The sequence below is a fragment of the Marisediminitalea oceani genome, from assembly GCF_003731635.1.
GTDB lineage: Bacteria > Pseudomonadota > Gammaproteobacteria > Enterobacterales > Alteromonadaceae > Alteromonas > Alteromonas oceani.
In genome coordinates this window covers 63,344-79,619 of record NZ_RCUA01000032.1, presented here as the reverse complement: position 1 = coordinate 79,619, position 16,276 = coordinate 63,344, and the positions used below count along the sequence as shown (strand labels likewise).

General features: G+C 48.4%; 23 protein-coding genes. 20 read left to right on the top strand and 3 right to left on the bottom strand.

Annotation, left to right across the window (positions count from 1 at the left end; all coding sequences use genetic code 11):
- The first annotated feature begins 31 nt into the window (after window positions 1–31).
- Entirely contained in the window at window positions 32–1,303 is a 1,272-nt protein-coding gene (locus D9T21_RS09805) for a YfiM family lipoprotein (RefSeq protein ID WP_123324777.1), read from the top strand.
- Window positions 1,304–1,324: 21 nt separating this feature from the next.
- Here D9T21_RS09805 and priC read toward each other — a convergent pair whose 3' ends face one another.
- Window positions 1,325–1,636 (bottom strand): primosomal replication protein PriC, encoded by a 312-nt coding sequence (gene priC / locus D9T21_RS09800; RefSeq protein ID WP_123324776.1) that lies wholly within the window; start codon window positions 1,634–1,636, stop codon window positions 1,325–1,327.
- A 122-nt stretch (window positions 1,637–1,758) separates the two neighbouring features.
- Here priC and D9T21_RS09795 point away from each other — a divergent pair, with 122 nt between their 5' ends.
- Window positions 1,759–1,950, top strand: a complete 192-nt coding sequence (locus tag D9T21_RS09795) for a hypothetical protein (protein WP_105934279.1) — start codon at window positions 1,759–1,761, stop codon at window positions 1,948–1,950.
- Window positions 1,951–1,970: 20 nt separating this feature from the next.
- Here D9T21_RS09795 and epmB read toward each other — a convergent pair whose 3' ends face one another.
- Entirely contained in the window at window positions 1,971–3,002 is a 1,032-nt protein-coding gene (epmB, locus tag D9T21_RS09790) for an EF-P beta-lysylation protein EpmB (RefSeq protein WP_123324775.1), read from the bottom strand.
- A 34-nt stretch (window positions 3,003–3,036) separates the two neighbouring features.
- Between epmB and efp the strand changes: the two genes are divergently transcribed.
- Both efp and epmA read left to right on the top strand, forming a co-directional pair.
- A complete protein-coding gene (gene efp / locus D9T21_RS09785) occupies window positions 3,037–3,606 on the top strand; it encodes an elongation factor P (RefSeq protein WP_123324774.1) in 570 nt (189 codons plus the stop codon).
- 58 nt (window positions 3,607–3,664) lie between these two features.
- Window positions 3,665–4,642 (top strand): elongation factor P--(R)-beta-lysine ligase, encoded by a 978-nt coding sequence (epmA, locus tag D9T21_RS09780; protein ID WP_123324773.1) that lies wholly within the window; start codon window positions 3,665–3,667, stop codon window positions 4,640–4,642.
- A gap of 19 nt (window positions 4,643–4,661) precedes the next feature.
- On the opposite strand, the gene D9T21_RS09775 is transcribed toward epmA, so the two are convergent.
- Window positions 4,662–5,213, bottom strand: coding sequence for a DsrE family protein (locus D9T21_RS09775; RefSeq protein WP_123324772.1), 552 nt, complete (start codon window positions 5,211–5,213; stop codon window positions 4,662–4,664).
- Between the two features lie 314 nt (window positions 5,214–5,527).
- Here D9T21_RS09775 and D9T21_RS09770 point away from each other — a divergent pair, with 314 nt between their 5' ends.
- From D9T21_RS09770 to rpsK, 16 genes are all read left to right on the top strand, one after another.
- The gene (locus D9T21_RS09770; RefSeq protein WP_123324771.1) at window positions 5,528–7,972 is read left to right on the top strand and encodes a TonB-dependent receptor; all 2,445 of its coding nucleotides are present in this window, start codon (window positions 5,528–5,530) and stop codon (window positions 7,970–7,972) included.
- 199 nt (window positions 7,973–8,171) lie between these two features.
- Complete coding sequence (locus tag D9T21_RS09760; RefSeq protein ID WP_123324769.1) at window positions 8,172–9,554, top strand: DUF4397 domain-containing protein; 1,383 nt, start codon at window positions 8,172–8,174, stop codon at window positions 9,552–9,554.
- A gap of 281 nt (window positions 9,555–9,835) precedes the next feature.
- Window positions 9,836–10,204, top strand: a complete 369-nt coding sequence (rplN, locus tag D9T21_RS09755) for a 50S ribosomal protein L14 (RefSeq protein WP_105934286.1) — start codon at window positions 9,836–9,838, stop codon at window positions 10,202–10,204.
- Between the two features lie 12 nt (window positions 10,205–10,216).
- Window positions 10,217–10,531: a 50S ribosomal protein L24 gene (gene rplX / locus D9T21_RS09750; RefSeq protein WP_105934287.1), complete on the top strand. Its 315-nt coding sequence runs from the start codon at window positions 10,217–10,219 to the stop codon at window positions 10,529–10,531.
- A gap of 16 nt (window positions 10,532–10,547) precedes the next feature.
- Window positions 10,548–11,087, top strand: a complete 540-nt coding sequence (gene rplE, locus D9T21_RS09745) for a 50S ribosomal protein L5 (protein ID WP_105934288.1) — start codon at window positions 10,548–10,550, stop codon at window positions 11,085–11,087.
- Between the two features lie 11 nt (window positions 11,088–11,098).
- Entirely contained in the window at window positions 11,099–11,404 is a 306-nt protein-coding gene (gene rpsN / locus D9T21_RS09740; protein WP_070125769.1) for a 30S ribosomal protein S14, read from the top strand.
- A 12-nt stretch (window positions 11,405–11,416) separates the two neighbouring features.
- Complete coding sequence (rpsH, locus tag D9T21_RS09735) at window positions 11,417–11,809, top strand: 30S ribosomal protein S8 (protein WP_105934289.1); 393 nt, start codon at window positions 11,417–11,419, stop codon at window positions 11,807–11,809.
- A gap of 13 nt (window positions 11,810–11,822) precedes the next feature.
- Window positions 11,823–12,356, top strand: coding sequence for a 50S ribosomal protein L6 (gene rplF, locus D9T21_RS09730; protein WP_123324768.1), 534 nt, complete (start codon window positions 11,823–11,825; stop codon window positions 12,354–12,356).
- 12 nt (window positions 12,357–12,368) lie between these two features.
- Window positions 12,369–12,722: a 50S ribosomal protein L18 gene (gene rplR, locus D9T21_RS09725; protein WP_123324942.1), complete on the top strand. Its 354-nt coding sequence runs from the start codon at window positions 12,369–12,371 to the stop codon at window positions 12,720–12,722.
- A gap of 9 nt (window positions 12,723–12,731) precedes the next feature.
- A complete protein-coding gene (gene rpsE, locus D9T21_RS09720; RefSeq protein ID WP_123324767.1) occupies window positions 12,732–13,232 on the top strand; it encodes a 30S ribosomal protein S5 in 501 nt (166 codons plus the stop codon).
- A gap of 6 nt (window positions 13,233–13,238) precedes the next feature.
- A complete protein-coding gene (gene rpmD, locus D9T21_RS09715; RefSeq protein ID WP_014950907.1) occupies window positions 13,239–13,418 on the top strand; it encodes a 50S ribosomal protein L30 in 180 nt (59 codons plus the stop codon).
- Between the two features lie 3 nt (window positions 13,419–13,421).
- Window positions 13,422–13,856 carry a 50S ribosomal protein L15 gene (gene rplO, locus D9T21_RS09710; protein ID WP_105934293.1) on the top strand — a complete coding sequence of 145 codons (435 nt, stop codon included), beginning with the start codon at window positions 13,422–13,424 and terminating at the stop codon, window positions 13,854–13,856.
- Between the two features lie 5 nt (window positions 13,857–13,861).
- Window positions 13,862–15,181, top strand: a complete 1,320-nt coding sequence (gene secY / locus D9T21_RS09705) for a preprotein translocase subunit SecY (protein WP_123324766.1) — start codon at window positions 13,862–13,864, stop codon at window positions 15,179–15,181.
- A 25-nt stretch (window positions 15,182–15,206) separates the two neighbouring features.
- Window positions 15,207–15,323, top strand: a complete 117-nt coding sequence (rpmJ, locus tag D9T21_RS09700) for a 50S ribosomal protein L36 (protein ID WP_073325329.1) — start codon at window positions 15,207–15,209, stop codon at window positions 15,321–15,323.
- A gap of 164 nt (window positions 15,324–15,487) precedes the next feature.
- A complete protein-coding gene (rpsM, locus tag D9T21_RS09695; protein ID WP_070176335.1) occupies window positions 15,488–15,844 on the top strand; it encodes a 30S ribosomal protein S13 in 357 nt (118 codons plus the stop codon).
- A gap of 16 nt (window positions 15,845–15,860) precedes the next feature.
- A complete protein-coding gene (rpsK, locus tag D9T21_RS09690; RefSeq protein WP_012519215.1) occupies window positions 15,861–16,253 on the top strand; it encodes a 30S ribosomal protein S11 in 393 nt (130 codons plus the stop codon).
- Window positions 16,254–16,276: the final 23 nt, after the last annotated feature.

Genomic DNA, 16,276 nt, shown 5'->3' with positions numbered 1-16,276 from the left:
CCAATCCGGTGTTGATAGGATATCCAAAAACATGTTCGGCCGATTTCTGTTTATTATTGTACTGCTGTTTGTTGCAGCGCTAACCCTGCTTGCCGTGCTGGTGGTAGACGGTTCGCCAAAGGTCAGTCGCGTATCCTCGCAGCAGGTCGATAATGCCGAAACAGTACATGCCTTACTTCGCCAGTTAAAAAACAGCCTTGAAGATCGCCATTCACAGCAGCGCGTAGAAGTGTCAGAAGCACAGTTTGAAAGCCTGATGGGATTTGCCCAGCGCGCTTTGCCCGGCTTTAACGGGGCTGTAGAGGTAGAGGAGCAACAAACCCAAATTGCTGCCAGTATTGCGTTGCCGGCGCCGGCTGATGACTTTTACATTAACCTTTCTGCCCAGGTGTTTCCGGGGGAGGGGGTTAATATCGATCACGTAAGGATTGGTAATCTGGTGGTACCGGGAGATACTGCCTTATCCAGCGCGGTATGGCTGGTGGACCGTTTTACCAGTAGTGATGTAGCCAGTACTGCTGCAAATCAGATCACCCAAATCACTATGTCTGATGAACTGCTGGTACTGGACATGCGGCCGTTGGATGAATTACTCCAGCAAATCGATGTTGCCCGGGAAAACATCAGTACCGGTGTGGACGAACTCGGCGAATTAACTACCGATTATCTGGCTTACATTAATGGCTCGCCTTTAGGGCGGTCACCGTCGCCGCAGTCTGTTGCTAATTACCTTAACCTGATGCTCAGCCGGGCCGCTTCACTGAGTGCAGAGGGCGATCCGGTAATGCATAATCAGGCTGCGCTGCTGGCTTTAGCCATCTTTCTGGGCGATCACAGAATCAGCGGACTGGCCGGGGCAACTCAGCCAGAAGGGGATTCGCCGGTTGAGTCTAAAGCGCCGGCTGTGCTGGCCCAGCGTAACGATCTGGCGCGTCACTTTACCATTTCTGCAGCCTTGCAAATTCTTTCTCAACAAAATATGACCCTCGCCATTGGCGAGTTCAAGGAACTCATGGACCGGGCCATGGGTGGCAGTGGCTACAGTTTTGTTGATTTAGCGGCGGATATGTCGGGAATGGCATTTGCCCGTATCGCCACTCAGCCAGACAGCGCGGTGCGGCTCCAGGAACTGGCGCAGGAGGGCCTTCGTGAACGGGATATTCTGCCCTACATCGGTGGCTTACCGGAAGGACTAAGCAAGCAGGAGTTTCGGCACCGCTACAGCGAGGTAGACAGCCCGGCATACCGAAAACAGGTTGCTGAGATTCAACAGCGTATTGATAACCTGCCGCTGTACCAGTAATCGCGGCAGCCTTTACTTTTGTTACTTCTTCACGCTGCTGGCAAATTGCTGCAGGGTGCTTAATGCCAGTTCTATCTTCTTCACTAACGGCACCAGTGCCTGTTTAGCGTCTTCATCGCTAAGTTGCTTGAGGGCCTGCCAGTCGGCGGCGATCTCTTCCACATAGGGGCCAAAGCGTTTTGACCGGGTGGTAAAACCGCTGTCGTCGGCAAAGATGGCAGCAAACTTGCCCTGTTGCTGGTGCTGCAACTGATCAAGGATCTGATCGGCATCCACCGCTTTGCGATAAAGTGTTTGTAGCGTTTCCTGTAATTGCTGGTGAACAGAATCCAAAGAGCGCTCCTTAAGTAAAACAGAAAAAAGACTAAAGAATGGTTAAGGTCTGCCGATATAGCAGTGAGGTGGGCAATTCTGCCCACTTTTTAACGTTGCTACAAGCAAATAAGGAAACTGGTATGGATATTCAAGGTGCAGGTGCCTCTGGAACGTCCGGTGCGTCGCTTGAGTTGGCTTCTCTCAAACTGGCTAAGGGTCAGCAAGAGCAGGAAGGAAAGGCGACGCTTCAGCTGCTGGAATCAGCCGCTGACGTACCAAAACCTACATCCGCCAACCCGGCTATCGGTGCCAACATCGATACGTTCGCGTAACTCGGACTGAACCTGTGGGTTCAGTCTTGCGGATAAAGACGTAAGTCAACCGGCGTTTTGCCAGGCTGGCCACCAATTTCGGTAACGAGCTTGGGAACCATAAAGCCTGGCAATCGCTTTATCACTCCGGCCATTATTTCTCTGGCTTGTTCTACATCAATATCAAAATGCGCTGCACCCTGTACCTTATCCAACAGATGCAGGTAATAAGGCATAATGCCCGCAGCAAACACCTTTTCGTTTAACTGTGCCTGTGTATCGGCGGTGTCGTTTACTCCTTTTAGCAATACTGCCTGATTAAGCACTGTGACGCCCGCCTGACGCATAGGCGCAAGTTTTTCGGTGAGTTCAGCCGACACCTCATTGGCGTGGTTGATATGCAATACCAGTACACGTTGCACGGGGAGCCCGGCAAACCAGCGATAAAAAGAAGCGTCGAGCCTTGAGGGCATTACCACCGGCAGGCGAGTGTGGATACGCAGTCTTTTTACATGGGGAATGGCAGCAATTTTTTCGGCCAGAGCAGCGAGCTTGCTGTCTTTCGCCATTAACGGATCGCCACCGGAGAGAATCACTTCGTCGATGGCCGGATCCGCGGCAATATAGGCGATGTTATTTTCCAGTTCAGCGTTACTCAGTGAGTTGTCGGCGTAAGGGAAGTGCCGGCGAAAGCAATAGCGGCAATTTACCGCGCAGCCGCCTTTTACAATCAACAGTACACGGCTGTGGTATTTATGTAACAGGCCGGGATTCGCGGTATCATGCTCTGCAAGCGGATCCTGACTGTAACCCGGCGCGGGGAGAAATTCCTGATTGCTGGGCAACACTTGCAATAATAAGGGATCCTGCCAGTTGCCTTTTTCCATTAATGAGGCAAAAAAGCGCGGCACCCGCATCGGAAACAAGCGACGGGCTTCGGCATGAGAGCCAAAGTCAGTGGGGTCCAGATTCAGGTAACTGAGCAGTGAAAATGGATCAGTAAAACCACTGGCTAACTCTTTTTGCCAGTTTTGCTCTACAGTTATGCTATTTTTTTGTATTATTTGCGCCACTAAAACTAAAACCTACAGTGTTTATTGAGGAATTATGGCTAATTTCAGCACTAACGAGTTCAAAGCGGGCCTGAAAATCATGCTCGACGGCGAACCTTGCAACATTCTTGAAAACGAATACGTTAAGCCGGGTAAAGGCCAGGCATTTAACCGGGTTAAAATTCGTAAACTGATTTCTGGCAAAGTGCTGGAAAAAACCTTTCGCTCCGGTGAATCAGTAGAAGGCGCAGACGTAATGGATACGGAACTGGCCTATCTGTATACCGACGGCGAATTCTACCACTTTATGAATAATGAAACATTCGAACAAATCGCTGCCGACGAAAAAGCCGTGGGTGAGAATGTTAAGTGGTTGGTAGAAAACGATGTTTGTACCATTACTTTATGGAACGGCGCTCCGATCACTGTGAGCCCGCCAAACTTTGTGGAACTGGAAATTACCGAAACCGACCCGGGCCTGAAAGGCGATACTGCCGGTACCGGCGGTAAACCAGCAACATTAAGCACCGGTGCTGTGGTTCGCGTACCGCTGTTTGTACAAACCGGCGAAGTTATCAGGGTTGATACCCGTACCGGCGAATACGTTTCCCGCGTACAAAAATAACCCCCCTTCACTGCGTACCTTCCAACCGGGCAGGTACGCAGACTAACCAGCGTACCCTATGACAACTCCAGATAACTGGCGGCCCACCGCCTCATTACAAGCACTGCGCGAGCGAGCCCAACTTTACACTGCCATTCGCCAGTTTTTCGCCGAACGTGATGTGCTGGAAGTCGACACGCCGGTGTTATCTCACGGTACTGTTACCGATGTTTTTATTGATGGCTTTTCAACTAACTTCGCGTACAGCGACAGTGGCCACAATGAAACGTTGTATTTACAGACATCACCCGAATTCGCCTTAAAACGCTTACTGGCCAGCTACCAGACATCCGTTTATCAGCTGTCAAAAGTGTTCCGCCATGAGGGCTTCGGACGCTTACATAACCCCGAATTCACCATGCTTGAATGGTATCGGGTGGGGCTTGATCACCATGATTTGATGGATGAAATAAGCGATCTGCTTAATGCGCTTATTGGTGCGCAGCAAACCGAACGCATGACCTATCAGCAGGCATTTCAAAAACACCTGAATCTAGACCCTCTGAGCGATAGTACCCAGCGAATTGCTCAAGTCTTTAACGATTGCAATATCGATCTTAGCGATGAGTATCCCATCGACCACGATGGCATGCTGCAGTTGCTGTTCAGCTATGAAATTGAGCCAAGAATTGGCCAGCAATATCCGTGTTTTATTTATGATTACCCGGCCTCACAGTCGTCGCTGGCAAAAATTAACCGCGACGATCCGCGGGTAGCCGATCGCTTTGAGCTGTATTTTAAAGGTACCGAGCTGGCGAATGGTTTTCATGAATTGCAGGATGCCGCCGAGCAGCGCAAACGGTTTGAGCACGATAACGGTTTGCGTCGCACTTTCCGGTTTGAGGAAAAACCCCTCGACGAACGCTTTCTGGCGTCGTTAGAGGCAGGTTTACCCGATTGTGCAGGCGTGGCCATGGGCATCGATCGTATTTTAATGCTTAAACACGGCTACACCCACATCGAACAGGTACTGGCGTTTCCGGTTAATCGCGCCTGACAAATGTAAACGGGATTGCTTAAAAAGGATTTAACGTATAACCCTGTTGTTGCAACAGTGCGTGAGCGCTCATTGCAGATAGCGCCATTTCTACGCCGGGCAAAAAAGCCTCACTGGCATAGCCATGAGCCGCGGCAGACTGGCCGCATACGATAACGCGTACCTGATTTGCCATTAGTGCATTTAACAACGCAATATTGGCATTGTTGGCGCCCTGCTTTTGTTGATAGGCTGGGGCAGCGAGTAAATCCAGTGTGGCACTGCCATGAACCACTAACGCCAACTCAATATTTTCTGCCGGAACACCGCTCGCCACGTGCATATTAATAAATCGGGCAAGACTATCGAACTGTCGGTTTACTTTACCGGGTTCTGCCCCCTTCGCCACATCAAAAGCCACTTTAAACTCAGTGTTAGCGTTAAATTCGACGCCTTCAACCTGCACCTTTTTGCCATAATCCTGAAACACCGGCCCTGCGCTAAATTCAGCGGCAGAACTTACGCCGGTAACCAGGGTACAAGTTAAAATAAGACCCGAAATACACCACGTAACTGACTGACGAATGCCCATGTTTCCTCCCGAAATAAAAACTCATTGATGAGATATTGTTGTTTTCACCATATCGGAATAGCGCTAACGGATACAGCATTTAATCGTTCACGTTGTGTGATGATCATCATAATACTCAGCTATAAACTCTCAATTATTAATTTAATGGGAGATAAGTTGAAAGTAAGTGCTTACCTATAAAATCGCCGCATCGTCTTCCTTACGACAATATGAATAATTTCATCGGTAACTGGTGCTTGACGAAAACGTCAGGGGAGAGGTAATGTTATATTGTAACATCAACGCATATCGACACATTCAAGGTCAATCACATAATGAAAAAAATAACCGCAATTAATGCTGCAGTGTTTATGGCATTAACTGCCCAGGTTGCTGCGGCGACTACCATTAAGGGCAAAGTGACTAACGAAGCCGGTAAGGTTGTCGTAGGCGCTGAAGTGCGTATAGAAGGCTCCAAACAGGTTACTTTTACCGATGCTCAGGGTAACTATGAATTTACCGGCGTGCAGGTGCCTCATGTACATCTGCATGTGTATTCGCCGGATTATGTCCATGGTGATAACGACCTTGGTGATATCAGTAGTGATCAGGTGGCAGACTTTGTACTGACGCCCGTATCCATTGAAAACATTGTAGTCACCGCCAGTGTGCTGGGCTCTTCTGTGCTTGAGTCGGTCACGCCGGTATCGGTAATTGATGAATATAAGCTGCGAAAAATTCAGGCCGAAACCCTGGGTGAGACGTTAAAAAACACGCCCGGAGTGCACAGTACTTACTTCGGCCCTGTTGCCAGTAGCCCGGTGATCCGCGGTAACGATGGTCCACGGGTTAAAATCGTGCAGAATGGTTTGGATGTTTCTGACGTATCGCGTATTGGCCCGGACCATAACGTAGCGGCTAACAGCACCAGTGCAACCCAGGTTGAAGTACTGCGCGGCCCGGCTACCCTGCAATACGGCAGCGGTGCTATCGGCGGCGTGGTAAACGTGGTGGATAACCGTATACCCAGTGAAGTCCCCGTCGGCATCGAAGGCGATGTGGAGGCCAACTACGCCACGGTTAACGACGGCAAATTCGGCCGTTTTAATCTGACCGGTGGCCAAAACAATATCGCTTTTCATGTAGATGGCTTTAAACGTAAAACCGACAACGCCGATATTCCGGGTTACGCGTCGGTAACGCCCGATGACGATGAGCAACCGGGCATCCTGGAAAGCAGTGCCATGGATACCACCAATATAACGGCGGGTCTTTCTCTGGTTGATGAAGAAGGGTACTTTGGTTTCTCGGTAGAAAAGCTCGACAATTTTTATGGCGTGCCGGGTCACAGTCATGCTCATGAAGAAGAGCATGAAGGTGAAACCGAAGAAGAACATGCTGAGCATGCAGGTGAGGAAGGCACTAACCTGGATGTAGACATGACCCGTTATCAGGCGGCCGGTGAGTGGTACTCGCCATTTAAAGGTATCAGCTCACTGAAATTTGGCGCAGCCTACACAGATTACGAGCACGTTGAGATAGAAGATGGTCAGGTTGGAACTCGCTTTACCAATCAGGGCAGCGATATTCGACTGGCTGCTACCCATGCAGACATTGATGCCTGGCACGGCGTGTTTGGCTTGCAATATCATAACAGTGACTATACCGCAGAAGGTGAGGAAGCCTACACACCACCTACCGAAACCGAAAGCATGGCAGTGTTTTTAGTAGAGCAGAAGAAGTTTGGCTCAGTGATCCTCGAGCTTGGCGGACGCCTGGAGCGCACCATATATAACGCGGATACGGTAGACTTCGAACTCGAAGTCGCACAACACGAAGAAGAGCATCATGACGAGGAAGGTCATGAGGAAGACCACCATGAAGACGAACACGAAGAACATGAGCTGGTGTTCGATTTTGATGAATATGCGTTTACCAGTAGCTCTTTGTCAGCAGGTTTAAACTGGGAATATACACCCGGTTACTCGGTAGCACTGACTTTATCGCGCAACGAACGTGCACCGAGTATGCAAGAGCTATTCTCGGCCGGCCAGCATCTGGCAACACAAACCTTTGAGGTTGGCCTGATTTACGACATGGATGAAGATGGCGAAGTGTCTGAAAACCTGCGCAGCGTAAAAGAAGAGGTGAGTAATAACATCGATCTGACGTTCCGCAAATTTAGCGGCGACAGCGGTTACACCCTCTCGTTCTTCTACAATCAGGCTGATGACTATATTTATCAGAGTGCCACCGATCTCACTGCGCTGGCCCATGGCCACGAGGAAGAAGAGGAAGAAGCTCATGATGAGCATGAAGAACACGCTGAAGAAGGCACACCGGTGTACTACTTCAATCAGGATGATGCCACCATCTACGGTGTGGAAGCGGAAGGCATTGTTGATCTCAACGTCAACTGGCGTGTGAGCCTGTTTGGTGATTACATTCGCGCCAAAATCGATTCCGATAACCTGCCACGCATTCCGCCTCTGCGGTTAGGCTCTACCATCAGTTATGAAGGTGAAGCGTTAAGCTCAGAGCTATCGGTAGTGTGGTATGACGATCAGACGAAAACCACCGAATATGAAACCCCCACAGATGGTTACACCCTGGTAAATGCCTCGGTAGATTATCGCGTGTCTGATACGCAGGACTGGACGGTTTACGTTAGAGCCAACAACCTGTTTGACGAAGAAGCCCGGGTGCATACGTCATTTTTGAAAGATCAGGCGCCATTGCCCGGTCGTAATTTTACACTGGGCACGCGTTTTAGTTTTTAAGCTGAGCGTACCCGGTATATTTCACTTCATTCCCATTTTAGCGGCCTCCCGGCCGCTTTTTTTTTGCCTTTTCTGAAATATTGCGACGCCAATGTAAAGAAGTGTTAAGGAATGCAAAGCTGCGCGAGGTTGGCGAACCAACATCGGAACCGGGCGTCTGTTGAGATGATTTTTGATTATCTCAAGGAAGCAATACCTCATGTTTACCCATTCTAAAATAATAATGCGCCTGGCCATGGCAGCACTGTTAACCGTGCTGTTAACGGCTTGCGGAGGCTCAGGCAGCTCTACCAACAGCGACTACGATGAAGCATACCTCCATTTTTATAACGGCTCGCCAAATGGCGCTACCGTTTACATGCGGGAAGTGGATGGCTCAGACCTCGGCTACGCTCAGTTCGGCGATGCCAGTGCGCTTATTTCCGGTGAAAAGGGCGATTTGGAGCTCGAATTTTATCGCATCGACAGCGACGACCAGGAGGTAGTGATTGATACTATTACCGTTACTCTCAAAACCTCCTACAAAACGCTGGTGGTGCTAAGTGGTGACTTTGAAGCGCCGGTATTTGATACCTACGAATATTACCGTGAATCGCTGGAAGACCATTTTCGGCTGATGGCTACCTCAACCATGTTCGACAGCACCACCACCTTTGATTTGTATATGAGCGATTCAGGCGACCCTTTCGAAGCAGCCAATTATCTCGGGACGATAACCAGCGGTGAACTTACCGAATACACGTACTGGGACGGCGATGACGACAGCGAAGATTTTAATGAAGACGAATACACTATCTACCTCACTGAACCTGGCTCTGATGAAGTGATATTTGAAACGCCAACCCTCAGCCTTGCATATAACACAGAATACGTACTTATTACCCGGGACTTATCTGGTGCTATTCAAAACGGTATGGCACTGGATGTACTTCTGAACTCTACCACGGTGTACGAAGTGACAGACGTCGACGCCACATCGCAGTATCGCATCTACAACAGTCTGAATACCGACTCACCGGTTACCGTTACCTTTACCGGTGACGATGAAGCAGAGGCAATCAGCGTAGAACTGGCGCCTGGTGAGGCAGGGGAGTTTACCGAAGTGGAATACGGTGACTACCGAATTACCGCCAGTATCGCCGATAACAGCCTGACAACCATGAACAACAAACTGATTACGCTTAATCAGAGCGAGAGTAAGGCGATTGTGCTCTACCAGAATGGTACATCACTGGCATCACTGAGTTTTGTTGAGAGTTCGGCATCGCAGGCCTATGACAAAACCATTAATTTCGTGAATCTGGTAGATGATTATGCAGATGTCGACTTTTACATGGTAAGACATGATGAAACCATTGATACCGCCGAATACAGCACTCAGCATATTGGCTTTGCCGAGACCAACTCAGATGTGGTGCCAGCGGACTATTACGAAGTCATTGCCGTGCATGAAGACAGTAATGAGGAACAATATTTGTTATTCAGGTATCCGTTGTACGGCTTTAATGAAACCAAAAATTATTTTATTACCGTCGAGCCGGCCGAAACGAGCTCTGGCTATGAAATAAAGATCGTAAATTAAGCCAAAATAGCCTATATTACGCACCCTCGGCCGGATGTTTCATTACGCATCCGGCCAGTAAATTCCGGCATCCACGCCAATTGGAAAGATATTTTAACAGTTAAACGCACAAAACCCGCGATTAGCTAAAAATAATTCAAATTCCCGCTACACTCCCTGATTCTTTTCTGTTATTATTTCGCGCCCTTTTTAGCGGGGTATGGTTTAAAAATGGTCAATATGATCGTTTTTAGCACAATCGGAGACTCGAGAGAGTCATAATTAACAGCGGAGCATTAATCATGATCCAAATGCAAACTAACCTGGATGTTGCCGACAACAGCGGCGCTCGCAGGGTTCAGTGTATTAAGGTTCTTGGTGGCTCGCATCGCCGTTATGCAGGTATCGGTGACATCATCAAAGTTACTGTTAAGGAAGCAATTCCTCGCGGTAAAGTAAAAAAAGGTGACGTTCTGAACGCAGTGGTGGTGCGTACTAGAAAAGGCATTCGTCGTGCAGATGGTTCAACCATCCGTTTCGATAGTAATGCGGCTGTTTTGCTTAATGCAAACAAGCAACCAATTGGTACGCGTATCTTTGGACCGGTAACCCGTGAGCTGAGAAGTGATAACTTCATGAAGATCATCTCACTGGCCCCAGAGGTACTATAAGGAGTCACGATAATGGCTAATAAAATTCGTCGTGATGATGAAGTAGTCGTATTAGCGGGTAAAGATAAAGGCAAGCAAGGCAAAGTCGTGCGTGTTCTTAATTCTGATGACCGTGTAGTCGTTGAAGGTGTAAATCTTGTCAAGAAACACCAAAAGCCTAACCCTCAACTGGGTGAAGCTGGCGGTATTGTTGAGAAAGAAGCATCCATTCACGTTTCTAATGTTGCGGTAGTTAACCCGGCAACGGGTAAAGCTGATCGCGTTGGTTTCCGTACAGAAGACGGTAAGAAAGTTCGTTTCTTTAAGTCTAACGGCGAACTCGTTTAATTTATTGGAGAGTACGATGGCGAAACTGCATGATTTCTATAAAGAAACAGTAGTAGCTGAACTTGCGAAGCAGTTCGGATACAAAAGCGTCATGCAAGTCCCTCGGATTGAAAAAATCACTCTAAACATGGGTTTAGGTGAAGCAGTTGCTGACAAGAAAGTTCTTGAGCACGCGACAGCAGATATGACTGCTATCGCTGGCCAGAAGCCAATTGTTACAGTTGCACGTAAATCAGTAGCGGGTTTTAAAATCCGTGAAGGTTATCCGATTGGCTGTAAAGTAACCCTGCGCGGCGAGCGCATGTGGGAATTCTTAGAGCGCTTAATTTCGATTGCAATTCCACGTATCCGTGACTTCCGTGGTCTGAACGCTAAGTCGTTCGACGGACGTGGTAACTACAGCATGGGTGTACGCGAGCAAATTATCTTCCCTGAAATCGATTTCGATAAGGTAGATAAGGTTCGTGGTATGGATATCACCATCACTACCAGTGCTGGCACTGACGAAGAAGCGCGCGCATTACTTAGTGCGTTCAACTTCCCATTCAGAAAATAAGGTGTAGGGTTATGGCAAAAGAATCAATGAAGGCTCGTGAAGTAAAGCGTGCAAAGCTTGTTGCTAAGTATGCTGAAAAACGTGCTGCGCTTAAAGCGATTATCAGCGATGTTAACGCCTCTGAAGAAGAGCGTTGGGATGCTGTATTGAAGCTGCAACAATTACCACGTGACAGCGCCAAGTCTCGTCAGCAAAACCGCTGCCGTGTTACTGGTCGTCCACATGGTTTCCTACGTAAGTTCGGTCTGAGCCGTATCAAGCTGCGTGAAGCGGCGATGCGCGGTGAAGTCCCTGGCCTGAAAAAAGCCAGCTGGTAAGGAGTAGCTGATATGAGCATGCAAGATCCTATCGCGGATATGTTTACCCGCATCCGTAACGGCCAGATGGCACAGAAAGTTTCTGTACTTATGCCTTCTTCTAAGCAACGTGTAGCAATTGCTGGCGTTCTTAAAGCTGAAGGTTATATCACAGACTTCGCTGTATCTGGTGACGTTAAGCCTGTTTTAGAAGTTACCCTTAAGTACTTCGAAGGCAAGCAAGTAATCGACACTATTGAACGTGTAAGCCGTCCTGGTCTGCGCATCTATAAGAAAAAAGATGAGCTGCCAAAAGTAATGGGTGGTTTAGGTGTTGCTATCGTGTCAACTTCTAAAGGTGTGATGACTGACCGTGCTGCGCGTAAAGCAGGCATGGGCGGTGAGATCATCGGTTATGTAGCGTAACGGAGGAGTTGAAATGTCACGTGTAGCAAAGGCCCCTGTTGACCTCGCCTCTGGCGTAGAGATCTCAATCTCAGGTCAAGAAGTCACAATCAAAGGTAAAAACGGTACATTGACCCGCGTATTTAACGACGCAGTTGAAGTAGTACAGGAAGAGAACCAGGTTAAGGCGTTACCTCGTGAAGGTTTCCCTGATGGCTGGGCTCAGGCTGGTACTGTTCGCGCTCTGTTAAATTCAATGGTTGTTGGTGTAACGCAAGGTTTTGAGAAAAAACTGCAGCTGTTAGGTGTTGGTTACCGTGCGCAGGCACAAGGTAACAAACTGAACCTGACTCTGGGTTTCTCTCACCCTGTAGCATACGAAATGCCAGCAGGTATTACAGTTGAAACTCCGACCCAAACTGAAATCGTCGTTAAAGGCGCCGATAAGCAGGTAGTTGGTCAGGTTGCGGCGAACATTCGCGCGTACCGTCCACCAGAGCCTTACAAAGGTAAAGGTGTTCGTTATGCAGACGAACATGTACGTCGTAAAGAAGCTAAGAAAAAGTAGGTGGGTGATACGATGGATAAGAAAGCAGCACGCTTGCGTCGCGCAACTCGCGCACGCGCTAAAATTCGTGAACTGGCCGCGCATCGCCTGGTGATTAACCGTACACCTCGCCACATCTATGCTCAGTTAATCGCTCCTAGCGGTGCTGAAGTATTGGCGGCGGCTTCTACGGTTGAAAAAGATCTGGCTAAAGATCTGAAATCAACTGGCAACGCTGAAGCAGCGGCTTTAGTAGGTAAAGCAATCGCAGAACGCGCTATCGAAAAAGGCATCAAAGATGTTGCTTTCGATCGTAGCGGTTTCAAATACCACGGTCGCGTTAAAGCATTAGCTGATGCAGCTCGCGAAGCTGGCCTTCAGTTCTAGGAGTTAATAATGGCTAAACAAGAAGTTCAAACAGGTGAAATGCTTGAAAAATTGATTGCCGTTAACCGCGTATCTAAAGTGGTTAAAGGTGGTCGTATTTTCAGCTTCACTGCATTGACAGTAGTTGGTGACGGCAATGGCCGTGTTGGTTTTGGTTACGGTAAAGCACGTGAAGTGCCAGCCGCTATCCAAAAAGCGATGGAAAAAGCCCGTCGCAACATGGTTAACGTTGACCTGAACGGTCACACGCTGCAGCACCCTATTAAAGGTCGTCACTCTGGCTCTAAAGTTTACATGCAGCCTGCATCAGAAGGTACCGGTATCATCGCCGGCGGTGCAATGCGTGCAGTACTTGAAGTGGCTGGTGTGCAGAACGTACTTTCAAAATGTTACGGCTCTACAAACCCAATCAACGTTGTTCGTGCAACCGTTAACGCGCTGACCGAGATGAACTCGCCAGCCGGTATCGCTGCTAAACGTGGATTGTCTGTAGAAGAAATTTTGGGGTAATCAGACATGGCAACGATTAAAGTAAAGCAAACTAAAAGTGCGATTGGCCGTCTGCCAAAGCACAAAGCGACGCTTAAAGGTTTAGGCCTGCGTAAAATCAACCATGTTCGTGAACTCGAAGATACCCCAGCCGTTCGTGGCATGATCAACCGTGTATATTACATGGTTGAGATCGTGGAGGAGTAAGACATGCGTTTAAACACAATTTCTCCTGCCGAAGGATCAAAGACAAGCGCTAAGCGTGTCGGTCGTGGTATCGGTTCTGGTCTTGGTAAAACTGGTGGTCGTGGTCATAAAGGCCAAACCAGCCGTTCAGGCGGTTCTATCAAGCCAGGCTTCGAAGGTGGTCAGATGCCTATTCAGCGCCGTCTGCCTAAATTCGGTTTCACTTCTCGTAAGAGCTTTGTATCCGATCAGGTTACACTGACTGAAATCGCTAAGGTCGAAGGCGACACAGTAACTGTAGACACTTTAAAAGCAGCTGGTCTGGTTAAGAAAGACGTACTGTTCGTTAAAGTGCTTAAGAGCGGCGAAGTATCACGCGCTGTTACTGTTAGCGGGTTGAAGGTTACTAAAGGTGCCAAAGAGGCGATTGAAGCTGCTGGCGGTAAAGTAGAGGAATAAGCTAAATGGCGAAACCAGGATTGGATTCGGGCGCAAAAAGCGGCTTGAGTGAGCTTAAAGCAAGGTTGTTGTTCGTACTTGGTGCGATTGTAGTATTCCGGTTGGGTTCATATGTGCCTATTCCTGGTATCGATGCTGCAGTACTGTCGCAACTGTTCGAGCAACAAAAAGGTACTATCGTAGAAATGTTTAACATGTTCTCCGGTGGTGCGCTTGAGCGTGCATCAGTTCTGGCTTTGGGGATTATGCCTTACATTACTGCATCAATTATTATGCAGCTGCTCTCTGTTGTGCATCCGCCAATGGTTGAGTTGAAAAAAGAAGGTGAAGCAGGCAGACGTAAAATTAGTCAGTATACGCGTTATTTAACGCTGGTACTGGCAACGTTCCAGTCTATCGGTATTGCTACCGGCCTGCCTAACCTGATTAGTGGTTTGGTGATTAATCCTGGCTTCGGATTTTACTTTACAGCGGTAGTAAGCTTGGTCACCGGGACAATGTTCCTGATGTGGCTGGGTGAGCAAATTACCGAGCGAGGTATCGGTAACGGTATCTCTATTTTGATATTTGCTGGTATTGTTGCCGGTCTGCCAACAGCGATAGGTCAGACCGCGGAACAAGCAAGACAGGGCGACATCAATATGTTGTTGCTGCTGTTGATTGGCGCCATTGTAGTAGGCTTAACGTACCTGGTAGTGTTTGTAGAACGCGCCCAGCGTCGTATTGTGGTAAACTATGCAAAACGTCAGCAAGGCCGTAAGGTTTATGCTGCGCAGAGCACACACTTACCACTTAAAGTAAACATGGCCGGGGTTATCCCACCAATCTTTGCTTCCAGTATCATTCTGTTCCCTGGTACCATTGCGGGCTGGTTTGGACAAAATGAATCAATGGCATGGTTACAGGACGTGGCGTTATTGCTGTCGCCTGGTCAGCCGTTGTACGTGATGTTATATGCAGTAGCGATTATCTTCTTCTGCTTCTTCTATACTGCGCTGGTATTTAACCCGCGTGATACAGCAGACAACCTGAAGAAATCCGGTGCATTCATCCCAGGCATCCGCCCGGGTGAACAAACCTCACGTTATATCGATAAGGTAATGACTCGCCTGACACTTGCTGGCGCAATGTATATAACCTTTATTTGTTTAGTGCCCGAGTTCATGTTGATTGCGTGGAACGTGCCTTTCTACTTCGGTGGAACGTCACTGTTGATTATCGTAGTTGTTATCATGGACTTTATGGCACAGGTGCAGACCCATCTGATGTCCAGTCAGTATGAGTCTGTTCTGAAGAAAGCGAATCTTAAAGGCTACGGCCGCTAAGATAAGCCTACTACGGAGTGATGTAATGAAAGTTCGTGCATCAGTAAAGAAGATTTGCCGTAACTGCAAAATCATCAAGCGCAACGGTGTTGTGCGTGTGATTTGTAGCTCTGACCCTAAGCATAAGCAGCGTCAAGGCTAATCTAACGCGGTGAATGATTTGTTAAAAACTGTAAGCAGAACCTGACATCAGGTTCTGCTTTCGGCGCAGATGAATTAATCACCTTTTATTTGCAATTTGTTCGACGGGTAAGTATCCTATCGGGCTTTTTAGGCCGTCGACTATAATTAAGAGGAGTGCTGTTAATGGCCCGTATCGCTGGCATTAACATTCCTGAGCACAAGCACGCTGTGATCGCCCTTCAGGCAATCTTCGGCGTTGGTCCTACACGTGCGAAAAGCATTTGTGCAGGCGCTGGTGTTGCAGAAGATACAAAAATCAAAGAGCTTGATGAAGCTACAATCGAGAAGCTTCGTGAACAAGTGGCGTTATTCACTGTAGAAGGTGACTTACGTCGTGAAGTTTCTATGAGCATCAAACGTTTGATGGACCTGGGTTGCTTCCGTGGTATTCGCCACCGTCGTAGCTTGCCTCTACGTGGTCAGCGCACTAAAACTAATGCGCGTACCCGTAAAGGTCCTCGTAAGCCAATTAAGAAGTAAACGGGGAGTATAAGTTATGGCAAAAGCACCAGCTCGTAGCACGCGTAAGCGCGCTAAACGTCAGGTTGCAGACGGTATGGCTCATATCCATGCGTCTTTCAATAACACAATTGTGACTATCACAGATCGTTCAGGCAACGCACTTGCATGGGCAACTTCTGGTGGTTCAGGTTTCCGTGGTTCACGTAAATCTACCCCATTTGCTGCACAGGTAGCTGCTGAGCGTGCCGGCGTAGCCGCGCAAGAATACGGTCTGAAAAACCTTGAAGTTTTCGTTAAAGGTCCAGGTCCAGGCCGTGAGTCTGCGATCCGTGCCCTGAACGCTACAGGTTACAAGATCACAAACATTACCGATGTGACGCCTATTCCTCACAACGGTTGTCGTCCACCGAAAAAACGTCGCGTTTAATCGACGGACAGTTGGAGAAAGAA